At 59.4% G+C, this 24,407-nt stretch carries 25 protein-coding genes and 1 pseudogene; 18 read left to right on the top strand and 8 right to left on the bottom strand.

Features of this window, described 5'->3' with window-relative positions; genetic code table 11:
• The first annotated feature begins 27 nt into the window (after window positions 1–27).
• The 18 genes and pseudogenes from pyrF to K7J14_RS16270 all read left to right on the top strand — a co-directional run bounded on the left by pyrF (window position 28) and on the right by K7J14_RS16270 (window position 15,489).
• Entirely contained in the window at window positions 28–1,017 is a 990-nt protein-coding gene (pyrF, locus tag K7J14_RS13215; protein ID WP_230757242.1) for an orotidine-5'-phosphate decarboxylase, read from the top strand.
• Window positions 1,017–1,850 carry a dihydroorotate dehydrogenase electron transfer subunit gene (locus K7J14_RS13210; RefSeq protein WP_230757239.1) on the top strand — a complete coding sequence of 278 codons (834 nt, stop codon included), beginning with the start codon at window positions 1,017–1,019 and terminating at the stop codon, window positions 1,848–1,850. The genes pyrF and K7J14_RS13210 overlap by 1 nt, the downstream gene beginning before the upstream one ends.
• Window positions 1,847–2,068, top strand: a complete 222-nt coding sequence (locus K7J14_RS13205; protein ID WP_230757236.1) for a hypothetical protein — start codon at window positions 1,847–1,849, stop codon at window positions 2,066–2,068. Before K7J14_RS13210 ends, K7J14_RS13205 begins: the two co-directional genes overlap by 4 nt.
• The gene (locus K7J14_RS13200; protein ID WP_230758909.1) at window positions 1,972–2,772 is read left to right on the top strand and encodes a dihydroorotate dehydrogenase; all 801 of its coding nucleotides are present in this window, start codon (window positions 1,972–1,974) and stop codon (window positions 2,770–2,772) included. The genes K7J14_RS13205 and K7J14_RS13200 overlap by 97 nt, the downstream gene beginning before the upstream one ends.
• Window positions 2,773–2,959: 187 nt before the next feature.
• Window positions 2,960–4,078, top strand: coding sequence for a DUF362 domain-containing protein (locus K7J14_RS13195; RefSeq protein WP_230757234.1), 1,119 nt, complete (start codon window positions 2,960–2,962; stop codon window positions 4,076–4,078).
• Window positions 4,079–4,177: 99 nt separating this feature from the next.
• A complete protein-coding gene (locus K7J14_RS13190; protein ID WP_230757233.1) occupies window positions 4,178–5,416 on the top strand; it encodes a THUMP domain-containing class I SAM-dependent RNA methyltransferase in 1,239 nt (412 codons plus the stop codon).
• 3 nt (window positions 5,417–5,419) lie between these two features.
• Entirely contained in the window at window positions 5,420–6,019 is a 600-nt protein-coding gene (locus tag K7J14_RS13185) for a TetR/AcrR family transcriptional regulator (protein ID WP_230757232.1), read from the top strand.
• A gap of 124 nt (window positions 6,020–6,143) precedes the next feature.
• Window positions 6,144–7,106, top strand: coding sequence for an ACP S-malonyltransferase (locus K7J14_RS13180; RefSeq protein WP_230757230.1), 963 nt, complete (start codon window positions 6,144–6,146; stop codon window positions 7,104–7,106).
• Between the two features lie 15 nt (window positions 7,107–7,121).
• Window positions 7,122–7,865, top strand: a complete 744-nt coding sequence (fabG, locus tag K7J14_RS13175; protein ID WP_230757220.1) for a 3-oxoacyl-[acyl-carrier-protein] reductase — start codon at window positions 7,122–7,124, stop codon at window positions 7,863–7,865.
• Window positions 7,862–9,112 (top strand): beta-ketoacyl-ACP synthase II, encoded by a 1,251-nt coding sequence (gene fabF, locus K7J14_RS13170; protein WP_230757218.1) that lies wholly within the window; start codon window positions 7,862–7,864, stop codon window positions 9,110–9,112. Before fabG ends, fabF begins: the two co-directional genes overlap by 4 nt.
• Window positions 9,109–9,609 (top strand): 3-hydroxyacyl-ACP dehydratase FabZ, encoded by a 501-nt coding sequence (fabZ, locus tag K7J14_RS13165; protein WP_230757216.1) that lies wholly within the window; start codon window positions 9,109–9,111, stop codon window positions 9,607–9,609. Before fabF ends, fabZ begins: the two co-directional genes overlap by 4 nt.
• Before the next feature lie 20 nt (window positions 9,610–9,629).
• Entirely contained in the window at window positions 9,630–10,886 is a 1,257-nt protein-coding gene (fabV, locus tag K7J14_RS13160; RefSeq protein WP_230757214.1) for an enoyl-ACP reductase FabV, read from the top strand.
• 37 nt (window positions 10,887–10,923) lie between these two features.
• Entirely contained in the window at window positions 10,924–11,421 is a 498-nt protein-coding gene (gene accB / locus K7J14_RS13155; RefSeq protein WP_230757212.1) for an acetyl-CoA carboxylase biotin carboxyl carrier protein, read from the top strand.
• Window positions 11,418–12,737, top strand: a complete 1,320-nt coding sequence (locus tag K7J14_RS13150; RefSeq protein ID WP_230757209.1) for an acetyl-CoA carboxylase biotin carboxylase subunit — start codon at window positions 11,418–11,420, stop codon at window positions 12,735–12,737. The genes accB and K7J14_RS13150 overlap by 4 nt, the downstream gene beginning before the upstream one ends.
• Before the next feature lie 11 nt (window positions 12,738–12,748).
• Window positions 12,749–13,576, top strand: a complete 828-nt coding sequence (accD, locus tag K7J14_RS13145) for an acetyl-CoA carboxylase, carboxyltransferase subunit beta (RefSeq protein WP_408033997.1) — start codon at window positions 12,749–12,751, stop codon at window positions 13,574–13,576.
• Window positions 13,573–14,511, top strand: coding sequence for an acetyl-CoA carboxylase carboxyltransferase subunit alpha (locus tag K7J14_RS13140; RefSeq protein WP_230757203.1), 939 nt, complete (start codon window positions 13,573–13,575; stop codon window positions 14,509–14,511). The genes accD and K7J14_RS13140 overlap by 4 nt, the downstream gene beginning before the upstream one ends.
• Window positions 14,512–14,821: 310 nt before the next feature.
• The gene (locus K7J14_RS13135) at window positions 14,822–15,076 is read left to right on the top strand and encodes a DUF6364 family protein (RefSeq protein ID WP_230757199.1); all 255 of its coding nucleotides are present in this window, start codon (window positions 14,822–14,824) and stop codon (window positions 15,074–15,076) included.
• Window positions 15,073–15,489, top strand: a pseudogene (locus K7J14_RS16270) (PIN domain-containing protein). The gene K7J14_RS13135 and the pseudogene K7J14_RS16270 overlap by 4 nt, the downstream one beginning before the upstream one ends.
• A 77-nt stretch (window positions 15,490–15,566) precedes the next feature.
• Here the strand turns inward: K7J14_RS16270 and K7J14_RS13120 are convergent.
• The 8 genes from K7J14_RS13120 to K7J14_RS13085 form a co-directional block, all read right to left on the bottom strand.
• Window positions 15,567–16,913, bottom strand: coding sequence for a peptidase U32 family protein (locus tag K7J14_RS13120; protein WP_230757193.1), 1,347 nt, complete (start codon window positions 16,911–16,913; stop codon window positions 15,567–15,569).
• Window positions 16,913–17,824: an alpha/beta hydrolase gene (locus K7J14_RS13115; RefSeq protein WP_230757191.1), complete on the bottom strand. Its 912-nt coding sequence runs from the start codon at window positions 17,822–17,824 to the stop codon at window positions 16,913–16,915. The genes K7J14_RS13120 and K7J14_RS13115 overlap by 1 nt, the downstream gene beginning before the upstream one ends.
• Window positions 17,825–17,915: 91 nt before the next feature.
• A complete protein-coding gene (locus K7J14_RS13110) occupies window positions 17,916–19,112 on the bottom strand; it encodes a PP2C family protein-serine/threonine phosphatase (protein WP_230757189.1) in 1,197 nt (398 codons plus the stop codon).
• A 77-nt stretch (window positions 19,113–19,189) separates the two neighbouring features.
• Complete coding sequence (locus K7J14_RS13105; RefSeq protein WP_230757187.1) at window positions 19,190–21,502, bottom strand: MFS transporter; 2,313 nt, start codon at window positions 21,500–21,502, stop codon at window positions 19,190–19,192.
• Window positions 21,503–21,611: 109 nt separating this feature from the next.
• Window positions 21,612–22,211, bottom strand: a complete 600-nt coding sequence (gene pyrE, locus K7J14_RS13100) for an orotate phosphoribosyltransferase (protein WP_230757185.1) — start codon at window positions 22,209–22,211, stop codon at window positions 21,612–21,614.
• Window positions 22,212–22,295: 84 nt separating this feature from the next.
• Window positions 22,296–23,072, bottom strand: coding sequence for a hypothetical protein (locus tag K7J14_RS13095; protein WP_230757183.1), 777 nt, complete (start codon window positions 23,070–23,072; stop codon window positions 22,296–22,298).
• A gap of 13 nt (window positions 23,073–23,085) precedes the next feature.
• Window positions 23,086–24,057: an SAM-dependent methyltransferase gene (locus K7J14_RS13090; RefSeq protein WP_230757177.1), complete on the bottom strand. Its 972-nt coding sequence runs from the start codon at window positions 24,055–24,057 to the stop codon at window positions 23,086–23,088.
• The gene (locus K7J14_RS13085) at window positions 24,054–24,407 is read right to left on the bottom strand and encodes a PilZ domain-containing protein (RefSeq protein ID WP_230757175.1); all 354 of its coding nucleotides are present in this window, start codon (window positions 24,405–24,407) and stop codon (window positions 24,054–24,056) included. The genes K7J14_RS13090 and K7J14_RS13085 overlap by 4 nt, the downstream gene beginning before the upstream one ends.

Here is a 24,407-nt window from a genome sequence, read left to right as displayed (position 1 = left end):
ACCGCTCTTTGTGCTAGTATCCGGGGCATGAACACCGAATTCCATGCCATGCTCCGGCTTCAGGCCGCCTGCGCCGAGAAAGGCCCGCTTTGCGTCGGCCTCGATACAGATCCGTCGTATCTGCCTCCGGAAGTTCTCCGGATGTACGATTCTCCCGCCGAAGCCGTATTGGAGTACAACCGCGCCCTCATCGGCGCCACCGCTCCCCACGCGGCATGCTTCAAGGTTCAAATCGCCTACTACGAAGCCCTCGGCCTCCGCGGGCTCGCGGCTTACGCCGAAACCCTCTCACTGGTGCGAGCTGCGGGAATCCCCGTGATAGCAGACATCAAGCGCGGAGACATCGCCGACACGGCAAAGGCCTACGCCCGCGCCCACTTTTCCGGCGACTTCGAGGCGGACATCGTCACCCTTAATCCCTACATGGGCTTCGACACCCTTGAACCCTTCCTCGAATACGTCGGCAAGGCAGGAAAGGGCGCCTTCGTGCTGCTGAGGACCTCGAACCCCGGCATGAAGGACATCGAGTGGCTCGAGCTGTCTCAGTCCTCCGCCGAAGCCGCCGGCGCTTCCCATGCTTCCCCGGTCCGCGTGCTCGACGCCGTCGGCGCCGGCCTTTCGCGGATCGCCGACCGCTACGGCGACTTTTCGGCAAGCGGCTGCGCTCCCTTCGGAGCAGTCGTCGGCTGCACCGAGGAAGCGGACGCGAGAGCCCTCAGGGACAGATATCCGGGGCTCTTCTTCCTGATTCCCGGCTACGGAGCCCAGGGCGGAGCGGCCCGGATCGCCGCGACCCTTCTGGACCGTGCAGGCGGAACAGTGAACTCTTCGCGCGGAATCCTTACTGCCTGGATGAAGGATCCCTCCCTCGAACTCAAAAAAAGCTCGGGAAGCCTCTCAATGAAGGACATCGCGGAAGCCGCCGGACGGGCCGCCTTCAGCGCAACCGCTGAACTTTTAGGCGCGAAAAAAGCCCTTGCGGCATCTTCCCCGGCGGCAACCGGAGAGCGCCCCTGATGTGCGCCGGCCCGGAATATCCCCGCTTTGCCGGCAAGGCTGAAGTTACGGCTTCCCGCGAGATCGCTCCGGGAGTATATTCCCTGACCGTATCGCGGAGCGCGGGCGAACGCGAAGTTCCCGCCCCCGTCTCCGGCCAGTTTTTCATGCTCCGCGCCCGGCCCTCCGGCGTTCTTTTGGGACGGCCCATCAGCGTGTACCGCTCTTCCGGCTCCGGGATCGAATTTCTCATTCTGAAAAAGGGGAGGGGAACGGAGGAACTCTGCGCCCTCCGCTCCGGAGACAGCCTCGACCTCGTCGGACCGGTCGGAAACCGTTTCCTTCCGCCGGACGAAGCGTTCTCGTCAGCCGGCATCCCGAAGCCGGCCGCGCCCCGCATCGCGGTCATCGGCGGCGGCATCGGTGTCGCTCCCGTCGCCGGCTTTGCTCTCTCCGAAACCGGAGAACTTCCCGCGCGCTCGTTCGACTTTTACGCCTCCTTCCGCTCGTCTCCCTACGGCCTCGAGGGAATCGCGGAGCGCGCGAAAAACCTGATAATCACCACGGAAGACGGCTCTTCCGGAACGAAGGGCATGCTTCCTTCCGTGTTCAATCCAGCCGATTACGACCTTGCGTACGCCTGCGGTCCGACCCCCATGCTGCGCTGGATCAAGGACGCCTGCGAAAAAGCGGGCGAAGCGGGGAAGGGCTCCCCTCTCGCCTTCCTCAGCCTCGAGGAGCGCATGGCCTGCGGCGCCGGCGCCTGCCTCGGCTGCACCGTGTCTACGATCCGCGGCAACAAACGCTGCTGCGTAGACGGCCCCGTCTTCGACTCCCGGGAGGTGATCTTTTGAAACCCGATATATCAGTAGTAATCGCGGGCGTCCGCTTCGCCAACCCGGTCATCGCCGCATCCGGAACCTTCGGCTACGGCACTGAATTCGGCGGCGTCATGGACGTCTCCTCTTTGGGGGGATCTGCTCGAAGGGCCTCACCCTCGCGCCCAAGCCGGGAAACACCGGCAGGCGGCTGTTGGAAACGCCGTCCGGCCTCATCAATTCCATCGGCCTAGAAAACCCGGGAATCCCGCATTTCATCGAACATGAACTGAAAACCATGATGGATCTCGGCCCCGTCGTCCTAGCGAACCTTTCCGGCGCCGGGCTTGAAACCTACGTAGAAGGCGCCGCCCTCCTCGACAAAACCGACGTCCCCATGATCGAACTCAATATTTCCTGCCCCAACGTGAAAGCCGGCGGCATGGCCTGGGGCTTGGATTGCCGGGCCGCGTCGGAGGTGGTGTCCGCCGTCAGGAAGGCGACGAGCAAACCGCTGATGGTCAAGCTTTCCCCGAACGCTCCCGATCTTTCGGGAGTGGCGCGCTCGGTAGTCGCGGCGGGGGCGGACGCGCTGAGTCTGGTGAATACGTTCCAGTCGTTCGCGGTCGACATCGAGAAGGGGCGGCCGTATTTCGACAACGTCACAGCGGGGCTCGCGGGCCCGGCGATCAAGCCGATCGCGCTCAGGATGCTCAGGGACGTGATGCTGAACGTGCCGGAGTGCAGGGACGGCCGGATCCCGGTGGCGGGTTTGGGCGGAATTTCGTGCTGGCAGGACGCGGTCGAGTTCATTATGACGGGCGCGAAGGCGGTGCAGGTGGGAACGGCTACGTTTGCGAATCCGCACGCGATGGAAGAAATCATCGCGGGATTGATAAGTTTTATGGAAAGAAAAGGGTATGGAGAAATAGAAGACATGAGAGGTATCGCGTTGTAAAGCCTGCTTTCTATACCGACCGGTAGGTATAGAAAGTTGCAGCTCGCTTCCCCTTCCCGGCGCCGTCTTTCTCTGGTTCCTTCTCCCAACTCTTGCGGGCATTGCACTTTCATGCTAAAATTGTTTCCATCTTCACTTTAGCAAGCCGGGAAAACACCCGTTTTCCCATGCCTCACAGGAGCCTTCCATGCCGACACCTTCATCAACCGTTTATTGGAGCGATCTTCGCACGAATCCGTCTCTCACCATCCTGAAGAAGCTCGACCGCCTTCTCCGCGCGGCCGGCATGGAAACTCTCGATCTAACCGACAAATACACCGCCTTCAAGATTCACTTCGGCGAGCCGGGCAACATGGCCTACATCAGGCCTCCCTATGTCGCCGTCGTTTCCGCTCTCGTTCGCGAACTCGGCGGAAAGCCCTTCCTTACCGACGCGAACACCCTGTATTCCGGCCGCCGCCACAACGCCTGGGACCACCTGCGTTCGGGCTTCGAGAACGGTTTTTCCCGCGACGCGACCGGCTGCGACCTCATCATCGCCGACGGCCTGAAAGGAAACGACTATGTGGAAATGCCCGTCCGCGGCGGAATCCACTGCACGACTGCCAAAATCGGATGCGCTGTCGCCGAGGCGGACGCCGTCGTCAGCCTCAACCATTTCAAGGGGCACGAGCTTACCGGCTTCGGCGGCGCTCTGAAGAACCTGGGCATGGGATGCGCGAGCCGCGCCGGCAAGAAATTCCTCCACGAAGTTTCCCATCCGGTCATCGACCGGAACAACTGCACCGGCTGCGGCCTGTGCGTAAAAAACTGCGCGCACCATGCGATTACGCTGGACGCCCAGCGCAAGGCCGTCATCGATCACGACCTGTGCACCGGCTGCTGCCAGTGCGTCGCGGTTTGCCAGTTCTCCGCCGCGCGGGCTTCGGAAGGCTCCGCGAGCCGGGTGTGCAGCGAGCGCATTTCCGAATACACCGAGGCGATTCTCAACGGCAAGCCCCACTTCCACGTCAACTTCGTCATGAACGTCTCTCCCAACTGCGACTGCTGGGCGAACAACGACGCTCCCGTCGTGGCCGACATCGGCATTTTCGCGAGCCTCGACCCCGTCGCTCTCGATCAGGCCTGCGTGGACGCGGTCAACGCCGCCCCCGCGATCAACGGCACCGCCCTTACCGACCGGAACTACGGCGGAACAGGCGAAAAGTTCGGCCACATCCATCCCGACACGGACTGGTCAGCCGGCCTCGACCACGCGGTCCGCCTGGGACTCGGAAACCGGAAGTACGATCTCGTAAAGGTCTAGCGCGGCGCGGAAGGCCGTTCGCCTCGGCGGGCGGACGGCGGAATCCGCCGCTTTTACGTCAACTTTACATTTTTCGTATTACTGTTATAATCAGGTACGATGTATACCCTGGTAGCGCTGTGCGCCATTGGAGCCGAAAAGGTTCTTTCAAACGAGCTGAAACAGCTCGGATTCGTTCTTCTCCCCGGCGGAGGAGATCCTTCCGCTCTTTCCCGTCCTCCCGTAGGGCGGGTTTCTTTCCGGCTTTCCGGGGAAGACGAAGCGCGCGGCGGGGCCGCCTGTCTGGCCGCCCTGTATCGGGCGAACCTCTGCCTTCGAACCGCCGACCGGGTGTACCTGCAGATGGCCCTCATCCCCTGCCGCGATTTCGACGCCCTCTTTACCGGAGTAGCCGCCGTCCGCTGGCACGACTGGTTCAAAAAGGATTTCAAGATCCTCGTGGACAAGGTCCGCGTGCATGCAAGCAAATTGTCCTCGGAAACCACCATCCAGAGCGTCGTACACAAAGGCATCTACGAATCCCTGGGGAAGGCCTGGAAAATGTCGTCCCTGCCTGAAACCGGATCTGAAGTCGCGATACGCGTATATATGGAGCACGACGCCGCGAGCATCCTCCTCGATCTTTCGGGAATGCCCCTGCATCGGCGCGGATACCGCACCGCCGGAGGCGAAGCCCCCATACGGGAAACCCTCGCCTCGGTTCTGATCCAAAGCCTAGCCTGGCGGAGAAAAACTCCGTTCCACGACGCGTTCTGCGGCTCGGGCACTATTCCCATCGAAGCCGTCCTTTACGCCCACAACATTGCACCCGGCCTCGGCCGCTCCTTCGCCCTCGAGCATCTCGTTCCGTTCACCACGGCAGAGGCGAAGGCCGCCCTCGAAGAGGAACGCGCCCGCGCGGCTTCGGCGATCCGCACGGATTGCCTGGTACGGGTTACCGGAAGCGACATCGACGAGAAGGTCCTGGTTTCTGCCCGCGGAAACGCCGAACGAGCCTGTTCCATCGCCGGACGCGCCCTTCAGACTATCGGAAAGGATTCCCGTATTCCCCGGCCGGATTTCGTCCGCGCCTCCTTCGAGGAACTCGCGGCGCCCTGGCCCGAAGGCTTGCTTCTTTCCAATCCGCCCTGGGGCGAACGGCTTGAAGACGCTGATTCCGCTCGGGCTCTGTATTCTTCGATGCACCGTCTTTTCAAGGATTTCGCAGGCTGGGATCTCGCCTTCATCACCAGCAACACTTCCTTCGAGGACGCAATCGGCAGGAAAGCCGACAAGCGGAAGAAGTTCAAGAGCGGAAATCTGGACACCGTGTTCTACCATTTCAGCAAGGAGAGGTGAGCTATGGCCATAGTTGTCGAACATGATAAGCGCCGGGCGGAGATCCTCGAAAAAGCCCTCGATATATTCGTCGAGGAAGGCTACGAGGACGCTACCTTTCAGAAAATCGCGGACCGCTGCGGCATCACTCGCACCACGCTGTATCTGTATTTCAAGAACAAGCGGGAAATCTTCATCTGGAGCATAAAACAGCTCACCGACAGCGTGGAGAAGGACTTGCGGGGCATGATAGACGAAGCGGGCGTTCCCTGGGCGACGCGGCTCGAGTCGGTTCTGCATACCATCGTCGACCGGTGCGCGGATAACCGGCGCCTGTTCAACGTCGTCCTCACCTATCTCCTGCAAGCTCAAAAAAGCGGCAAGGATCCCGATTCCCGCGTGAAGCGCAGAACCATCAGGCTGCGCCACCTCATGTCCCAGCTCATGATCGCCGGCAGAAACGCGGGCGAGTTCAAGATTCCGAACGTTAAAATCGCCAACGAGCTGCTCTACGGGCTGGTGGAATCAGCCATTTACCGGATCGCCATCCTCGACCGCTCCGAAGCCGAAGACGTTAAGGCCGCGATGAGCTTCGCCATCAGCCAGATGACGACCAGTTCATAGTCGGTGTTTTTTACACGGGTTCGTTTACTCATTTCGACATACTATTGACTTTTGTCATAAAAAAGGTACAATAACGCTGACTACAGTATGACGTAATTACAATTTATGTCAAAATGGAGGAAGCGTGGCTGTATTTCTTTTTCCCGGACAGGGATCGCAATTCACCGGCATGGGGATGGACCTTTTACGCGCGGACGCCGACGGCTCCGCAGGAGTCCGCTCCTTATTCGACGCGGCGAGCGCCCTTCGCGGATCTCCCGTCGAGGAGCTCCTTAACGCCGACGCTGAAATCCTCAAACGGACCGACTCGAGCCAGATTGCCATTACGGTGGTTTCGCTCGCCGCGGCCAGAGTCCTGAAAGCTCGCGGCCTTTCTCCCGCGGCCTGCGCCGGGTTCAGCCTCGGAGAATATCCCGCCCTCGCCGTTTCAGGCGTATTATCTGAAGAAGACTGCATAAAAATCATTCTTGAACGCGGACGCATCATGCAGGCCGCCGCCGACGAGATCGCCGCCCGAGCAGCTTCGGGCGCCGCTCCCGGCATGGCCGCCGTGCTCGGCCTTTCAAGCGACGTCGTCGACTCCGTCCTCGAGAGCCTTTCCTCCGCGAGCGCGGACGTGTTCGCCGCTAACTACAACAGCCCTCTGCAAACCGTGATCTCCGGAACCTCCGAAGGTCTTTCCCGTGCGGAAGCGGCTCTCAAGGAAGCCGGCACACGCCGCGTTCTCCGCCTGAAAGTGGCTGGCCCCTTCCATTCGCCCCTCATGGCATCCGCCGGCGAGGAGTTCGCGAAGGTTCTCGAAAACATCGAATTCCGCGATCCCGTCCTGCCCCTTTTCTCGAACGTGACCGGACAGCGGGTCGCTTCCGGAGCGGAAGCGCGGAAAAACGCCGTGCTGCATATTTCGAGCCCCGTCCGCTGGACGACAGAAGAATCATCGATTGCCGCTCTGATGGGCGGCCTTAACATCAACCGCCTCGTCGAGGCCGGTCCCGGAAAGGTTCTTTCCGGTTTGTGGGCGGATTCCGGAAACCCGGGAACCTGCGTACTCTACACTGACTTTATACCGGTTTCGGCTCAAAGCTGAAACGAGGAGAACGACATGCTGCTGAAAGGTAAAACAGCCCTGATCACGGGCGCGAGCCGGGGAATCGGCAAGGAAATGGCCCGCCGTTTCATAGAAGAAGGCGCCGCTGTCTGGGGTCTCGCCACTAAATCGTCGGAATCGGCCCGCGAGCTCGCCGAACTGGCCGCGCAAAACGGAACCGTGTACCACGAACTCATCGCGGATATCGGAAATCCCGACTCGGTCCGCCCGGTGATAGAAGCCGCGGTGAAGGAATCAGGCGGATTCTCGGTGCTGGTGAACAACGCCGGCATCACCCGGGACGGCCTTTCCTTCCGCATGAAGCTCGAAGACTGGGAAACCGTTCTCCGCGTGAATCTCACCGGCACCTTCCTCGTAACCCAGATCGTTTCTTCGGATATGATCCGCAAGCGCGCCGGCTCCATCATCAACCTTTCCAGCATCGTCGGCCTTCACGGCCAGGGCGGCCAGGTGAACTACGCGGCGAGCAAGGCCGGCCTCATCGGCTACACCAAGGCTCTCGCGAAGGAAACCGCCGGCCGCGGAGTGCGCGTGAACGCGATCGCCCCCGGCTTCATCCTCACCGAGATGACCGACGTCATCCCCGAGGACGCTAAGAAAACATGGCTTGAAACCATCCCCATGAAGCGGGCTGGAACCGTTCAGGAAGTCGCGAACGCCGCGGTCTTCCTCGCATCGGATTTATCTGAATACATTACTGCGCAGGTAATCGGCGTAGACGGAGGAATGGGAGCATGAAAAGACGCGTTGTAGTTACCGGCCTTGGAGCCGTTACCCCGATCGGAAACACCGTAGACGAAATGTGGGCATCGATCCGCGAGGGAAAATGCGGAGTCGGCCCCATCACCCAGTTCGACGCATCGGAATACGCTGTGAAAATCGCCGCGGAAGTGAAGAACTTCGATCCCACTCTCTGGATCGACCGCAAGGAAGCCCGCAAAATGGCCCGCTTCTGCCAGTTCATGACCGTCGCCGCGGCCCAGGCGATCAAGGACGCCGGTTTCGACAAGGAAACGATTTCCGCCGCCAAGTCCGGCGTAATGGTCGGAAACGGCATCGGCGGTTTCGAGGTCATCGAAGCTTCCATGAAAAAGTACTTTGAAGCCGGACCTTCCAGGGTTCCGCCCCTTTCGATCCCCATGCTCATTTCGAACGAGGGCGCGGGAAACATCAGCATGCTGTACGGCATCAAGGGCGTCTCCTGGACGCTCGCGACCGCCTGCGCCTCCAGCACCGACTCCCTCGGCGCCGCCCTTGATCTGGTGCGCTCCGGCCGCCTCGACGTGTGCGTCGCCGGCGGAAGCGAAGCGGCGATCACCGGTTTCGGCATCGGCGGCTTCAGCGTCCTGCAAACCCTCGCCTCGAGCTTCAACGATAATCCCGGAAAAGCGAGCCGTCCCTTCGACCGCGACCGCGAAGGATTCATCATGGGCGAAGGAGCGGGAATCCTGATTCTCGAAGAACTCGAGCACGCCCTCGCGCGCGGAGCTAAAATCTACGCGGAGTTCGCCGGCTACGGCGGATCGAGCGACGCCTACCACATTACCAGCCCGAATCCCGACGGCTCGGGCGGCGCCTTGGCCATCACCCGCGCCCTCGAAGACGCAGGCATACGGCCCGAAGACGTGCAGTACTACAACGCCCACGGAACCTCGACCCCGGTCAACGATCCGGCGGAAACCCTCATGATAAAGAGAGCTTTCGGAGACCACGCGTATAAGATGAAGGTTTCCAGCACCAAGAGCATGACCGGCCACTGCGTCGGAGCCGCCGGAGCCATCGAAGCCATCATCGGAATCAAGTCGATCGTCGACGGCTTTTATCCGCCGACCATCAATCTCGACAACCCCGACGTCGAACACGGCTGCGACCTCGATTACGTTCCGAACAAGGGCGTCGAGGGAAGCATCGACTGCATCGCTTCCGGTTCTCTCGGCTTCGGCGGACACAACGGCGTCGTCGTCATGAGGAAGTTCAAGAAATGAGCGACCCGATCAAACCGGTAGACCTTTCCTTCCCCGCCGTGCGCGCCGCGGAACGGGCGGAAATCGAGAAGCTGCTTCCCCACCGCGATCCCTTCCTCTTCGTCGATACGATCGACGTTTCGAACGAAGAAGAAATCGTCGCCCGCCACGTGTTCACGGAAGAGGAGTTTTTCTTCCGCGGACACTTCCCCGAATACCCCGTGGTTCCCGGAGTCATCCTCTGCGAAACCATGGCGCAGACCGGCGGCGCGGGCTTGGTGAAGCGCGGCGTCCTCGCCGACGATTCCCTCTTTTTCTTCGCGAGCCTGGACAAGGTGAAATTCCGCAGCCAGGTGCGCCCCGGCGACGAAGTCCGCATCGTAGTGAAAAACCTTCGGGTTTCCGCCCGCATGATCAAGCAGTCCGGCGTATGCTACGTCGGAGACCGCGTCGCTACGGAAGCCGAATGGATGTGCCTCGTCGGGAATTCGAGCCAAACCGGACAAGCGCAGGCTTGAGCCTGCAACAGGAGATACAGATGATCGTAAAACCGATGATTCGAAGCAATATTTGCATTAACGCCCACCCCGCCGGATGCGCGAAAGAAGTAGAAAACCAGATCGCCTATGTGCAATCGAAAAACTCGTCCCGCAAGCGCACTCCGGGAGCTCCTGTTTCAGGCGGAAGCTTCGCGTCTTCCCGCCCGCTGAAAGCCGTCCTCGTGCTCGGCTGCTCCACCGGATACGGTCTCGCGAGCCGCATCGCAGCCAGCTTCGGCTACGGAGCTGCGACTATCGGCGTGTCCTTCGAAAAAGAAGGCAGCGAAGCGACGAGCGGCACCCCCGGCTGGTACAACAACCTCGCCTTCGACCGTGCCGCGAAAAAGGCGAACATCCCCTCGGTCACTCTGAACGGCGACGCCTTCTCGGACGCCGTCCGCGCGCAGGTTATCGAAGAAGCGAAGAAAATGGGCGTTCAGTTCGATCTCGTCGTCTACAGCCTCGCAAGCCCGGTACGCACGGACCCCGACACCGGAGTCCTCTATAAATCCGTTCTCAAGCCCTTCGGCAAACCCTTTTCGGGCCTCACCATCGATACGATGACCGGAAAACTGTCCGTCATGAGCGCTGATCCCGCTTCCGAAGAGGAAGCCGCCGAGACCATCAAGGTTATGGGCGGAGAAGACTGGGCCCGCTGGATGAAGCAGCTTTCCGCCGCCGGAGTTCTCGCTTCCGGATGCACCACCGTCGCCTATTCCTACATCGGCCCTGCGGTGAGTCACGCGATCTACCGCGACGGCACCATCGGCGGAGCCAAAAAGCATCTTGAGAAAACCGCCCGCGACATGAACGCGGTTCTCGCGAAAGAAATCGGCGGAGCCGCCTACGTTTCGGTGAACAAGGGACTGGTGACCCGCTCGAGCGCCGTCATTCCGATCATCCCCCTCTATCTTTCGGTTCTCTTCAAAGTGATGAAGGAAAAGGGAAACCACGAAGGCTGCATCGAACAGATCGAACGGCTCTACGCGGAGCGCCTCTATGCGGGAACGGCTGTTCCCGTTGACGGAGAAGGACTCATCAGGATCGACGACTGGGAGATGGATCCGGCCGTGCAGGCCGAGGTGGACAAGGGCATGGCCGCTCTCTCCTCCGCAGGCTACGACGCCATCGACGACGAACACGGCGGAAATCTCTGCGACCTCGCAGGCTATCGCCACGACTTCCTCGCCGCGAACGGATTCGACGTAGCGGGCGTGGATTACTCCGCGGATGTTCCGCGCATGGACGTGATCTGAGATCAAGCTTCGCTTGACCATTTATAGGAGAAAATATATGGACGACAAGACACTGCTGGCCCTTTTTGACAAGTTCGACAAGTCGGACGCCGCCGAGCTTCGCTTCACCGGCAACGGATTTTCCTTCGAGCTTCGCCGCAAGGAAGCCTTCTCTGCCGCCGCGGTCCAGTTCGCCGCGCCTCCCGCACCGGCTCAGAACGCCGGAGCTCCTGCGGCCGCGCAGACATCCGCCCCGAAATCATCCTCTCCGGCGCCTCACGCGCCCGCCGGAGGCGGCGGCGCCGCCGCTCCCGGATTCGAGTACATCAAGTGCCCCATCGTGGGAACCTTCTACCGCGCCCCCAGCCCGGACGCGCCCGCCTACGCCGACGTCGGCAAGAAAATAACCAAGGGCCAGAAGCTGTGCATCATCGAAGCGATGAAGATGATGAACGCCCTGGAAGCCGAGTTCGATTGCGAAATCGTAAAGATCCTCGTCAACAACGGCGACATGGTCGAATACGACCAGCCCATCTTCGAGGTTCGCCCGGTATGATCAAAAGACTACTGATAGCGAACCGCGGCGAAATCGCGGTCCGCATCATCCGCACCTGCCGGGAGCTGGGAATCGAAACGGTCGCCGTGTACTCCACCGCCGACCGCGACGCCCTCCACACCCGGCTTGCGGACATCGCCGTTTGCATCGGGCCGCCCAAAAGCGCCCAGAGTTATCTGTCGGTCGGCGCGATAATCACCACTGCCGTGCGTACCGGCTGCGAAGCCGTCCACCCGGGAGTCGGCTTTTTATCCGAAAACTCCAACTTCGCCCGCGAGGTTCAGAAAGCCGGCCTTATCTGGATCGGCCCCGATCCTGAAACCATCGACCTTTTAGGCGACAAGGTGACCGCCCGGGAAACCGCCCTCAAGTACGGCCTCCCGGTCACGCCCGGCTCGCCCGGTCCCATCGCCACCAAGGACGAAGCGATTCCTGTCGCCCGCGCCTGCGGCTACCCTGTCATCATCAAGGCCGCCTCCGGCGGCGGCGGCAAGGGCATGCGCATCGTCTGGAAGGACGAAGAGCTCGAAGAAAACCTGAAAATCGCGAGCCGCGAAGCGGAAGCAAACTTCGCTGACGGCACCGTCTACATCGAAAAGTATCTGCAGAATCCCCGCCACGTCGAGCTCCAGGTGATCGCCGACGGAAAGGGCGGCGTCGCCATCCTCGGCGAGCGCGACTGCTCCGTGCAGAAAAACCACCAGAAACTCATCGAGGAAAGCCCGTCCCCCGGAGTTACTCCCGAGATGCGCAAACGCATGTCGGAGGGCGCGCGGAACCTCTTTTCCAGTTTGAAGTACCGGGGAGCGGGAACCATAGAATTCCTCGCGGTCGGAAACGAGTTCTTCTTCATGGAAGTGAACGCCCGCATCCAGGTCGAGCATCCGGTCAGCGAATTCGTAACCGGCACCGACCTCATCCGCGAACAGATCCTCGTCTGCTGCGGCGAACACTGGACAATCGATCCCGACAACATAACTCTCACCGGCTGGTCCATCGAAGCGCGCATCAACGCCCTTTCCCCCGGAAAAGTCACCCGCCTCGAAGTGCCCGGCGGCCCCGGCGTCCGCTTCGACTCCTTCCTGTACAACGGAGCGACCGTGTCCCCGCATTACGACTCGATGGTGGGCAAGCTCATCGTCCACGACAGCGACCGCCACCGGGCCCTCGAGCGGCTCCTGCGCGCCCTCGACGAACTCAAGATAGAAGGCGTGCCGGTGAACATCGTCACCCAGAAAAAGATTCTCTCGAACGCCGTATTCCGCTCCGGCCAATTCGGCACCGGAATATACGCCCAACTGGAGGCAAGCTTATGATCGAGAAAAAAATTCCCTGTCCCTCCTGCGGGACGGAATCCTCCGCGGCCGCCGTTGAAGCGAACCTCGCCGTATGCCCCGAATGCGGACACCACTTCCGCATGGAGCCGGCCGCCCGCATCCGCTACATCGCGGATGAAGGCAGCTTCTCCGAGTTCTGCCGCAACATGAAAAGCAAAAACCCCATCGACATGGAAGGCTACGAGGACAAGCTCACCGAGGCCCGCAAAAAGGCGAACCTTTCGGACGCCGTCGTCACCGGAACCTGCACCATCGAAGGAACCCCTGTCGTACTAGCCCTCATGTCGTTCAGCTTCATGGGCGGCTCCATGGGCTCGGTAGTCGGCGAGAAAATCGCCCGCGCCATGCTCAAGGGAGTCGAAACCCGCTCTCCCGTCATCATTTACGCGACCTCGGGAGGCGCCCGCATGCAGGAGGGAATTTTCTCCCTCATGCAGATGGCGAAAACCGCGAGCGCCGCGGCCGAGCTCGACCGGGCGGGAATCCCCCTGTTCATGGTCCTCTGCGACCCGACGACCGGAGGAGTCACCGCGAGCTTCGCCATGCTCGGCGACGTAACCATAGCGGAACCCAAAGCCCTCATCGGCTTCGCCGGACCGCGCGTCATCGAAGGAACCATCAAGCAAACCTTGCCGGAAGGATTTCAGCGGGCCGAGTTCCAGCAGGATAAGGGCTTCGTCGACATCATCTGTCCCCGCTCCGAACAGCGCGCCCTCTTCGTCTCCCTCCTCAAAGCCCACTGCCCGGTTTCCTGGAGGACATCGCTCGCCGCGACGAACGCGGCCCTGGAAGAATCCGCCGCGGGAGGCCTTAAATGAACGGAAATAAAAACGTGCTCGAGCGGGTGGAAGAACTCCAAAAACTCGCCTCCGAAGCCGGTATAGACATCTCTGAAGAACTCAAGAAAATCAGCGACAAGGTCGAGGAAAGCTCAAGCTCGGCGAAAGCCTGGCAGCGGGTGGAACTCGCGCGCAATCCCGACCGGCCGCGCGCCCTCGACGTCATCTCCGTCATCTGCGACGAATTCGTCGAACTCCACGGCGACCGGTACTACGGCGACGACCCCGCCCTCATCGGCGGCATCGGCTTCATCAACGGCATTCCCGTCACCATCATCGGAAACCAGAAAGGCCGCAACCTCAAGGAAACCCTCGCCCGCAACGGCGGCATGGCGAACCCCGAAGGCTACCGCAAAGCTCTCCGCCTCGCGAAACAGGCGGAAAAATTCGGCCGCCCGGTCATCACCCTCATCGACACCCAGGGAGCCTACCCCGGACTCGGCGCCGAAGAACGCGGCATCGGCGAAGCGATCGCCATGAACCTGCGCGAATTCAGCCAGCTGAAAACTCCTGTCATCTGCATCATCATCGGCGAAGGCGGCTCCGGCGGAGCGCTCGGAATCGGCGTCGGCGACAAGGTCTACATGCTGGAGAACGCCGTCTACTCGGTCATCTCGCCGGAAGGCTACGCCTCGATTTTGCTGCGAGACTCGAGCCAGGCGAAGCACGCCGCCGCTATGATGAAAATCACCTCGGGCGACCTCTTGTCCATGAAAATCTGCAACGGCGTCATCTCCGAACCCGCAGGCGGCGCCCACCTCGACCCGGCTGAATCGAGCCGGCGCATCAAGGACGTCATCGTCCGCGACCTCGCCGACCTCATGAACCGCAACCCCGCCGTCCTGGTCCGCTACCGCAACCAGAAAATCCGCAAGTTCGGCCACTTTGTGGAAGACTGCTCCGACGCTACCTGACGAGTCTCCTGTCCGGCAACGCGATTTTCGTTCACGCGAATCTCGATAACAGAAACCTCTATACCGAACGGTAGGTATAGAGGTTTTTTATTAACATCGAGGCAGGGAGTCCTTGCAGATGCGCCTTTCTACGCCGGGAGCCCCCCGGTCCGGACGTCCGTGCAGGGGCGCGGTCGTTTTCCGCCGCGGCAGTGAAGCAAACCGTGTATTTCTAAATGGTATGGGCAAGCTTGCATGCATAGGTAAAATTTTTGAACATGCGTTAATAAATACGTGTATGTGTATTACTATTATACGTGCGAGGTGAAATATGCTTACAAAGCTTACGCTGACTATAGACCAATCAGTAGTGGAACAGGCAAAGGAATATGCTCAAAAAAAGAATAGAAGCGTATCTCGAATTGTCGAAGAGTATCTCAAAAATATTGCTTTTGCCAATGAACCAGACGCATCTCTTTCTTCTCTGAAATCGCCGATAACCGATAGTATTTCCGGAATGTTTCGCGACGACGGAAACGCCTATGAGGATATGTTGGATGAAGCTTTACGGGAAAGATTCTTGTGATCAAAAAAGTTTTTATCGACTCGGATATAATTCTTGATGTTGCATTAGCTCGAGATCCTTTTTTTACAGCGAGCAGAATTGTATTAGCAATGGCAGAGAATAATCTGGTAATAGGACACGTATCTTCAAATTGCATTGCAAACATTTACTATATTTTGAGATAAACCGGCGGCGATGCTAATGCACGAAAATTCATTCTCAATATCGTGAAGTATATATCTGTAATTACAATTGATCATCAAAATGTGCTGGAAGCCTTAAAATCGAAATTTTCTGACTTCGAAGATGCATTGCAACTTTGCTCGGCTGTTGAAAATCAATGCGAATATATAATTACGAGAAATATCGAAGACTATAAAAACTCAAAAATAAAAGTTGTTTTACCGGAAGAGTTTATCAAAATGTATCAATAGATTCAAAAAGAAAACACGCGCCGCCTGCCCTGGCGCGTCCTGCCTCGGTCTTTCTTTTTTGGCTATCGGGTTTGGGTTTATTCCGCCTGGTTCCTCAGGGATTTGGGGAGGCGGTTGTTGCGGGGCATGCCTGCGGCTTCGGCCGTGTAGTCGGGGTCGGGGCTGCGGACGATGTAGCGCTCGCGGACGGGCGCTTTCGTGCGGATGAGGCAGGGGTGGCCGTGGCACACCCAGTCCCGCTTTTCGCGCGTTGCGGGGTCGAGAAGTTCGTATTCCGAGTCGGCCAGGGCGAGCTCGTCGGGGCCGATGTATTCGAGCGGGGTTCCCGCGGTGATTTTATTCATGGAAAAGAACTCGAATTCTTTCGAGCCGTCCGGGTGTTCGGCGGTTTGCTTTCCGATGGTGCCGGCGAGCTGCCAGGGAGAGGACGTTTCTCCGCGCGTTGTTTTGTTCGCGTCGTCCTTGGAAAAATAAAAGCCGGTCGCGAATTCGCGGTGGGATACTCGGTCGAGCTCGTCCGCGAAGGGTTTCGATTTTCCCGGCTGCAGGCGGCCTTCCAGCTCGTCGATTCGCTTGCGGTATGCGCGGGTTACGACGGCGGCGTAGTAGAGGCTTTTCATGCGGCCTTCGATTTTCAGGGCGTCGACTCCGGCGTCCTTCATGTCCCGCACGTAGTCGATCATGCAGAGATCTTTGGAGGAGAACAAGGCGGTGTAGTCCTCGCCTTCGACGACGGGGAAGATTTCTCCCGGCCGGGCTCTTTCCTCTACGGCGAACTCGCGCTCTCCGTCCTTGAGTTCGGAGGCGAGCAGGTTGTAGTCCCAGCGGCACGAGTGGCTGCAGTGCCCGCCGTTCGCGCTCCGTCCGGTGAGGTAGGCGCTGATGAGGCAGCGGCCTGAGTACGCGATGCACATTGCTCCGTGCCCGAAGCATTCGATCTCCATCTCCGGAACGGCGCTCTTGATCTCCCTGATGTCCGAAAGGCTCGCTTCCCGGCCGAGCACGACCCGCTTAAAGCCGAGGTCGCGGTACATTTTCACCGCTTCCGAATTGACGCAGTTCGCCTGCGTGCTCAGATGGAGGGGAATCTCTGGAAACTCTTTTTGCAGAAGGCGTACCATTCCGATGTCCTGCACGATGAATGCGTCGATGGGGTATGCCCGGAAAAAATCCTTTTCCGCGAGAAAGGCGCGGATGTCGGAATCGCGGAAGGAGATGTTGAGCGCGCACAGGAGGCGCTTGGACTTGCCCTTGCGCGCGTATTCTTCTTTCATCCTGCGGATTTCTTCGTGTTCGTCTCCGTGGAAGTTGTCCGCTTTAACGCGGAGCGAAAATTTCTTGAGTCCGATGTAGGCCGCGTCGGCGCCGTATTCCCAGGCGTATGCGAGCTTTTCAACGTTGCCGGCAGGAGATACCAGTTCCATCAGCGCAGCCCTCCGGCGCATCCCGATCTCGCCCACGCGCCGATGCGTTTTACCGCGAGGTGGGCTCGCGGAGTGAGGCGGTCGATCGCCTGGAAGAGGTGCCACATGCCGTCCTCGATGTCGAGAACCGTCGGTATGCCGACCGCGCGCGCTCTCTCCGCGAGGGCTCTCGAATCGTCCAGCAGTATTTCCTTCGAACCGCACTGGATGTAGAGCGGGGGAAAGAGGGAAAAGTCTCCGTGGATGGGAGACACTTGCGGATTTTTAAAGTTGCTCTGCCATGTGTACTGCAGGGCCAATGCTGAAAGAATTTCCTTCGTGTGGATAGGGTCGGGGTGTTTGCGCGCGAGGAAGGCCTGTCCCTCGCAGGCGAGGTCCGTCCAGGGAGAAAGCAGAATCGCCGCGGCGGGAAGGGGGCTTCCCTTGTCTGAAAGATAGTGGAGGAGCGAAAGCGCGAGGTTTCCTCCCGCGCCGTCCCCGGCTACGATGATGTCCGCCGGGTTGTTTCCCTGCTTTAAAAGCCATGCGTAAGCGTTGTAGAGGTCTTCCAGAGCGGTGGGGAAGGGGTATTCGGGCGAGAGCCGGTATTCGGGCAACAGGAGTCGCGCGGCGCATTCGGTCGCGAGGGAGGCGCAGAGGCTCCGGTAGGCTTTCCGGGAGCCGGAGATGAAGCCGCCGCCGTGGGCGTACAGGATGATGCGTTTACCGATCGCGAGCTCGGGGCTCAACAGATCCGCGGGAATGACGCCGGCGTCGACCGTCTGCAAATCCATGTTGTGCGGAAGAATCGCTTCTCCGAGCAGCGCGTCGAAATGAACGCGGAGCGTTTTTACCGGGATTTTCGGATTGTATATCGCTTTCCTGAATAATTTTCCCGCCTGCCGCAGCAAGCCTGTGTCTGAATTGCCCATATTTCCGGCAGTATATCACGCGGGGACGGGACTGAACAGAACCTCTCCAAAGCGGTTCTGCTCGGCTGTGCCCGGCGGACACCCGGGGGCGTCAGTTGAAACGGATATCCATGATGGTGATGTCGTCCGGGAGCATCGCTTCCGAAATCCAGCCGTCGATCTCTTTCTGGAAAACGTCCCGGGTATCGTTTTCGCTTTTCCCGTAGGTAGACGCGATGAGTTCGCGGGTTCTGTCGTCGTCGAAGCGGACTCCGTCGGGCGTCACCATATCGGTGAGTCCGTCTGTATACAGAGCGATTCTCAGCCCCTTGACGATGTTCAGCTTGTAGGACGTCGACTCTTCGCTCTGGAGAATTCCCATTCCCAGCGGCGGAAGGTTGGGGTTCATCGTTCTGCCGGCGATCTTCTTGTTTTCTCCGGGGATGAACAGGTAGATCGGCGTGTGCCCGCAGTTTTGTATAAGAACCGTGCCCTCGGCGAGGTCCACATAGCAGAGCGCCGCGGTGATGAACATGTCCGAGGGAGTGAGGTTTTCAATGTAATCGTCCATCAGCAGGGTCGTCGCCTCTCCGAACCGGTCTCCCAGGTCGAAGTGCTTGAGCGCGGTGAAGAACGAGCCGATCGCCATGGTGGAAAGGGAGGCCGCGACGTTTTTTCCGGACACGTCGAAACAGCCGATGATGTGCCGGTTTCCGTCCGGAAAGGCGAAGTCCTGATAAAAATCTCCGCCTACCTCGTTCGCCATGCGGTTCCAGGTAAGCACGCTGTAGCGCGGGTCCTTTTTCGCCGAGGAATGGTCGAGGAGGTTCTGCTGAACCATTCGCGCCTTTGCCATGTCGCGGCTTCTGAGGTCGGTGATCCGCATGAGCATTTCGCGCAAGCCGACGATTCCGAAAAAGCTTTTCCGGTAGAATACGGCGAAAAAGCGCGTGCCCTTTTCGTTGTTGAGTTCGGTGATGCGGTTGATGTTCTTTTCGATGTAATCGTCGGCCCTGAGGGAAAGGAGGGGTGACTGTATGTAGGCATCGAGGTCTTTCTGCCAGAACCGCGTCCATGCGGACTCGTTCATTTTTTCCACCGTGGTCCGCTCGAGTATGCCGATGAGCACTCCGTTCCGTTCTATCGGAAGGGCGCTGTGCGCCGGGTTGTCCCGGAAAAAATCCATTACGGTTTCAAGCGACGCGCTCACGTCGATCGGATCCACCTGCATGGTGATCGCCCCGATCTGGCGGTATGCGAATTCGTCCTGCAGATTGGGTTTTTCGTCAATACTTTCTATGCTGATCATGCAACCAGTATGCGGTCGTTTACCCTATCCGTCAATGAATGAAAACGGGGAAAATTTTGTCAAAAAAGGGTAATAACTCAATATACGGCAAGGAAATAGACGATCAGGAGGGTAAGAATTCGCGCTGTCTCTCCTGAAGCTTCCTCCCCGTCCGCGAATTCGTCGGCCTTCTCCGTCATCCAGGCGAACACCCCGAGCTTCTGGTCTATCCGGAACAGGAATTCCCTGTCTTTTCCGTCTTCCATCAGTTCTGCCCCGAAGAGGTCTCCCAGGAGCTTTTTGGAGAACACGACCGTCTCCTGCAGGGCTTCCCGGTTGCGGTCTTCTTCCAGGGCCGAACGGATCTTCGCGATGAGATCTGTTTTTATCCGGCTTTTCTTTTTTTGCTGCCGGGCGTACACGTTCTGCATGTTCTGTTGAAAGTCCGCGAGCAGCCGCTGCTGCCGCTTCTGCAACACCGAAGCGCTTCCGGAAACGTACTGATAAAACTCGCCGCTTTTCCCCAGAAGGTCGGCCATAGCGATCGCGTACTGGGTTCGCTGCGTCCTGGTTCTGGCGGTGATGATGCGGGGGTAAATATCCCATGCTGCCTCGAATATCCCGAGTCGGGCGGCCGCCGCCGAGCTGATCTGGCGGAGCCGTTCGCTCCTGTTTTCCCGGAGGAAGGACATCACCTGCGCTATCGATTCCTCGTCGCCGATGTCCGCCAGGGCTTCGATGCAGGCTTTTTGCAGCTCTTCTCCCGATTCCCACAGGCATCCCACCAGGGCCCTCACCGCCTTTTTGTCGCCGATGCGCCCGAGCGAACGGGCCGCTTCGATGCGGATGTCGGAGTCTTCGTCGAGCAGGCGGAGGATGAGGGCGTCGACTGCCTGGATCGATCTGATCCTGCCGAGGGCGCGGGCCGCTTCTTCCTGCACGCTGCCGTCCGGGTCGTCGAGCAGTTCGATGATGTCCTTCACGGCGAGTTCGGCCGATTCGTCGCGGAAGTTCCGGAGAATGGCCGCGTTCGCCCGCGGAGTTTCGCTGCGGTTCAGCGAATCGAGATACTGGAAGGTGCGGATTATCTGGGGGTTCGCTATTTGGCCGACCACGAAACCGAAGGGCTTCTCGTTTCCTTCGCGCACGCGCGAAATGAGGAAGGCGCAGAATATGCCGAGCACGATGGAAATGCTCTGCACGACATGGAAATTGGCGAATTCGAAGGGCCCGACCGGTATTGAAAGCCCGGCGAGCGTATCGCTCAAGACGCCTCCGGCAAGGGAGCCCGGAGCCGAGACGAGGCCGACTATCGCCAGGTACCAGGCGACGTACGACACCCGGTTCTTTTCCGGCGCGAGGGAGAGCATCATCTGGTTCGAGCCTTCCCAGAACGCGGGCGCGAGGACGCCGGAGAAGATGGCGATGAGGGGTAGGGCGATAAAGTAGTTTCCCGGCGTGAGGAACAGATATCCGATCCATCCGACGACGAGGAGGGTTCCCAGAATCACGACGGACTTGCGCCCCCAGCGATCCATTACCGTTCCCCAGAAGGGCGCGCAGATCACCCAGAGAAACTGTGTCAGCATGCTCATGATGCCGAGCCAGGTGTTCGGCGCGCCGATATGGTCCGGATTTACGACCCAGGGCGCCTGGAAGGGCCCGATCATGTTCATGGAAAAAACTGCAAGGCCGATCGCCGCCGCGTATCTGATGAAATCCTTGTTTTTCAAGGGCTCGAAGACGGTGGAAACATCGAAGTCCGGCTTCTTCTCCGGCAGCGGCTCAGGGGTTACTATCTGGCTTACGATATCCAGAAGTCCCGCCAGCGCTCCCACGGATATGAGAACTCCGAACACGATGAGCGTAGACTCTTTGGGGAAAATATCGAGAAGGGTGCTCGCGAGAAAGAACCAGACGATGTTTACGATCTGGATGATGGACGAGCGGCGCATGAAAAACTCGCCCCTCATGGATTCCGGGAAGATGTCGGCTATCCATCCCCACCAGCAGGCGCTGGAGGCGTTCGCGAAAATCCAGGAGATTCCCATCGCCGCGATGATGATGACGATTCCTCTCTGTGTAGAACCGCCCCGCGCCACGTTGAACGCGACGAAGGCGATGATCGCCGTAAGGGCGCGGTGAATTATGTGGCCGACCATGAAAATCGGCTTTTGCCGGCCGATGAGGCCGTAGAGCACGATGCCGGCGATCTGGAACACGGCAGTGAGCTGAATAATCGTCACCAGGAGGCCGAGCTGGGCCGCCGTCGCGCCGAGGTGGTTCTGGAAAAATACGTTGAAAAGCGGCTGGATCGCGCACACGAGCTGCCAGACTACGGAAGCTGCGCCGGAGAAAATGCTGATTCGCATCGCGCGGGTCATTTGAGCCTGGGTTAATTGTTTCGACATACAACTATTTGTAACACACGCGGATGCTCCGGGCAAGGGGCATCCGCTTATTCGGGCTCTTTGTCGATCGCGGAATGCGTTTCAAAGCGCCCGATGTCCTGAGTCGGGTTTAGAAAACCTTCCGGGAACCGGGTTTTACGGCGGGCGTATTCCCTTCCTTGCACAGTTCGCAGGCGTCCGCGTCCCAGAGAACGGCGGGCTGTCGGAGCGCGGCGTAGAGGGGCCAGGGGAAGGGTTCCTCCGCGTCGGCGGGGCGCCGGTCGACCACGCAGATCGAAGCGACGACGACTCCGCCCATCGCCTGAATCTGCTCGGCGGTTTCAAGCGTGCTTTTTCCGGTGGTCACCACGTCTTCCGCGATGATGATCTTCTCTCCCGGCTGAATCTCGAATCCGCGCCTCAGCGCCATGACTCCCTCGTCGTTCCGCTCGGTAAAAAACGCGGGCGTTCCCAGCTGTCTGCCGAGCTCGTACGCGACTACGATGCCGCCCATCGCCGGCCCGATGACCGAATCGACCGCGAGCTTGCCGGCTTTTACGTCCGCCTTGATTCGGTCGGCCACCGTCGCGACCACTTCAGCCGCCTTCTCCGGGTGCTGGAGCAGGCGCGCGCACTGAAAGTACTGGGATGAATGCTTTCCGCTCGAAAGCAGGAAGTGTCCGGTTAGCATAGCCTTGCAGCTGCTCAGAATCGCGGCGACGTCTGTCATGGTTGAACCTCGGTATTATAAATTTGCGAAAGTATATCCGAAGTCCGGGAAAGAATCCACAAAGGGAAGGTAATGGATGTGTTTTCAGGGAAATACGGGTCTGAGTTCCCTGCAGATAAGACCGATCGAGCCTGCGAGCGGAGCGGGGTTTTCTTCCGTGGCTTCGGCGGCTTCGCAGGCGGCTTCAAGATCGAGGCGAAGCCCTGAAATCGCTGTCGCGGGGATGATCGGGTTTCCCTCGCCGTTCAGCCAATCGTCCGCTTCCGTGTATTCCGCGGAGGCGGCGGCGGTGAACAACCGATAGGCTGAATCAGGGTTAGTTGGATTTGCGAGTTTTTGGGTTCCCGGGACATCTGCGCTTGCGAGCTCGTTCCATTTAATTCCGTCTGCTGTCCAGGAAAGTGTCCATCGGGCGCGGGAGGAAGCACTTCCCGCCGCGCTCGCGTCGAAACTCGCGTGTATCCACGAAATAACGGCCGGTTCAAAGAGTACTTCCCATCGGTACTGCGCGCTCGCCTCCTCCGGCACGATGACTGACGGCCGGGCATGTTGATGAGAGGAGTCCGCTGCTTCGTCTATGATTGCTGTCAGCGTTCCCCGATTCGGGTTGTAATCGAAATCGTCGCTCAAATTCGTGAAAACGAGGTCCGCCGGCACCGTTTCGCCGCCGGTTCCCGAGTCCTTCTCCAGTTCCTCCCCGGCTGTTTCGCTGTACGGTTCGGCGGGCAGAAGGCTTTCCTGCTCGCAGGACGCGAACGCGAGAGTGAACGCGACGACGGCCGCGAAGGCGGTCGAATAAGTGGCTTTGCGCGGCGAGCGTGAAAAAACCTTTTTCAGGCGGAGACAATCGGACGTTTTCATGGAAATCAGTGTATCACGGTTTGAGCCGTATCCAAGTCAGTTCGTTTTTGTTCGCCGTTAAATGCACGATCGCGCTTCCGGGGATTCGGGAAAAGGCGAGCGTCGTTTCGTGGTCGGCCTTGCCCTGCATCTTGATGGTGCAGATGAAATTTCCGCAGAGGCCGGAGTCGAGCCATTCGTTCACCCATTCGAGCAGGCGGGGAGGATAGCAGATGACGTCAGAACATACCCAGTCTTGCTGTCCGTAATCGGCCGGTTTGAGCGTAAAGGCGTCGTGTTTGATGAACGTGATATTCGGTTTGGCCATAAGGCGCGGATCGAGTTCGCTCCGGTCTATCGCGGTGATTTCCGCTCCCAGGCGGTCGAGAGCCCAGGTCCATCCTCCGGGGCAGGCGCCCGCGTCGATGCATTTTGATCCGGTTCCCGGCAATCGCGAGCCTTCCGGAATTCCGCGGTCGGCGGAGAGCTTATCCACCCAGGCGAGCGCTTCGTACATTTTAAGATAGGCCCGGCTCGGCGGGTTCACGTGGTCTTCTTCGAAGCGGAGAATGCCCCGGGGAAAAGGGCTCGATGTTTCCGCGGAGGCAAAGAGGGTGTGTTCGTCGAGAAGGCTCCATACGCCCATCGGGCTCGCCGGGACGGAGTAGGGGAATGCCCGCGGTTTATCCTGCACGAAGGGAAGTTTTTCTTCGATGAGGCGGGCGCGGCGGAAGCAGGCGACCGGTTCGTGTGCCCAGTTCCGCTGGATTCCGCGCAAGATGTCAGAGGCTTCTTTTATAGAAGAAAAGGTCGCTATGAACGGTTTTTCAAGGCGCGTGCGGTGCCACCATGCTTGGGGCGCGGGACCTTCCCGGTACACGAGGTCTCCGGCGATGCGGACAGTGGACGGGGGATTGTTCGGATTGATCGATAATTCGTCGAACAGGTTGTCCCGCCAGTCGGAAACGGCGAGCCATGCTTTCCCCGGAAGATAGTCGACGCTCATGCTTCCTGGAGTTCTTCTTCGCCCTGTTCAGCGAGTATGTCTACGTAGCGGGCATAGTGGCGGATTCCCGGGGAGTGCAGAACCTGAAAGCCTATTTCGCAGGAATCGGCTCCGTTTTCCACCCATTGCGGGCAAACGGTCAGCTCGAACTCTTTTATTCCCGAACGGAAGCCCGGAAGGATGGTGAGGGTGTATTCGTTTTCAAGGTCGATGCCGAAGTCCTGCGCAAAGCGCACCTTGCATCCTGTTTTGCTCACGTCTTCAAGATAACCGGGAAACTCGCAGTGTCCCTTGAGGCACGCCCGGGCAAAATCGGGGTAGCGCGGCATTCGCCTTTCGTTGATACTCAT

The organism is Teretinema zuelzerae, from assembly GCF_021021555.1.
Lineage (GTDB): Bacteria > Spirochaetota > Spirochaetia > Treponematales > Treponemataceae > Teretinema > Teretinema zuelzerae.
This window is presented reverse-complemented; position numbering and strand designations above follow the sequence as displayed.

Bases quoted from the DNA above. Each gene is read 5' to 3' on its own strand.
- K7J14_RS13135 (WP_230757199.1), top strand. From the start codon at position 14,822: ATGCTTACAAAGCTTACGCTGACTATAGACCAATCAGTAGTGGAACAG.
- K7J14_RS13095 (WP_230757183.1), bottom strand. From the start codon at position 23,072: ATGAAAACGTCCGATTGTCTCCGCCTGAAAAAGGTTTTTTCACGCTCG.
- K7J14_RS13195 (WP_230757234.1), top strand. From the start codon at position 2,960: ATGCCGACACCTTCATCAACCGTTTATTGGAGCGATCTTCGCACGAAT.
- K7J14_RS13110 (WP_230757189.1), bottom strand. From the start codon at position 19,112: ATGATCAGCATAGAAAGTATTGACGAAAAACCCAATCTGCAGGACGAA.
- K7J14_RS13105 (WP_230757187.1), bottom strand. From the start codon at position 21,502: ATGTCGAAACAATTAACCCAGGCTCAAATGACCCGCGCGATGCGAATC.
- pyrF (WP_230757242.1), top strand. From the start codon at position 28: ATGAACACCGAATTCCATGCCATGCTCCGGCTTCAGGCCGCCTGCGCC.
- K7J14_RS13085 (WP_230757175.1), bottom strand. From the start codon at position 24,407: ATGAGTATCAACGAAAGGCGAATGCCGCGCTACCCCGATTTTGCCCGG.
- K7J14_RS13120 (WP_230757193.1), bottom strand. From the start codon at position 16,913: ATGGAACTGGTATCTCCTGCCGGCAACGTTGAAAAGCTCGCATACGCC.
- K7J14_RS13150 (WP_230757209.1), top strand. From the start codon at position 11,418: ATGATCAAAAGACTACTGATAGCGAACCGCGGCGAAATCGCGGTCCGC.
- K7J14_RS13210 (WP_230757239.1), top strand. From the start codon at position 1,017: ATGTGCGCCGGCCCGGAATATCCCCGCTTTGCCGGCAAGGCTGAAGTT.
- K7J14_RS13090 (WP_230757177.1), bottom strand. From the start codon at position 24,057: ATGAGCGTCGACTATCTTCCGGGGAAAGCATGGCTCGCCGTTTCCGAC.
- fabG (WP_230757220.1), top strand. From the start codon at position 7,122: ATGCTGCTGAAAGGTAAAACAGCCCTGATCACGGGCGCGAGCCGGGGA.
- fabV (WP_230757214.1), top strand. From the start codon at position 9,630: ATGATCGTAAAACCGATGATTCGAAGCAATATTTGCATTAACGCCCAC.
- fabZ (WP_230757216.1), top strand. From the start codon at position 9,109: ATGAGCGACCCGATCAAACCGGTAGACCTTTCCTTCCCCGCCGTGCGC.
- fabF (WP_230757218.1), top strand. From the start codon at position 7,862: ATGAAAAGACGCGTTGTAGTTACCGGCCTTGGAGCCGTTACCCCGATC.
- K7J14_RS13190 (WP_230757233.1), top strand. From the start codon at position 4,178: ATGTATACCCTGGTAGCGCTGTGCGCCATTGGAGCCGAAAAGGTTCTT.
- accB (WP_230757212.1), top strand. From the start codon at position 10,924: ATGGACGACAAGACACTGCTGGCCCTTTTTGACAAGTTCGACAAGTCG.
- K7J14_RS13115 (WP_230757191.1), bottom strand. From the start codon at position 17,824: ATGGGCAATTCAGACACAGGCTTGCTGCGGCAGGCGGGAAAATTATTC.
- pyrE (WP_230757185.1), bottom strand. From the start codon at position 22,211: ATGACAGACGTCGCCGCGATTCTGAGCAGCTGCAAGGCTATGCTAACC.
- K7J14_RS13185 (WP_230757232.1), top strand. From the start codon at position 5,420: ATGGCCATAGTTGTCGAACATGATAAGCGCCGGGCGGAGATCCTCGAA.
- K7J14_RS13140 (WP_230757203.1), top strand. From the start codon at position 13,573: ATGAACGGAAATAAAAACGTGCTCGAGCGGGTGGAAGAACTCCAAAAA.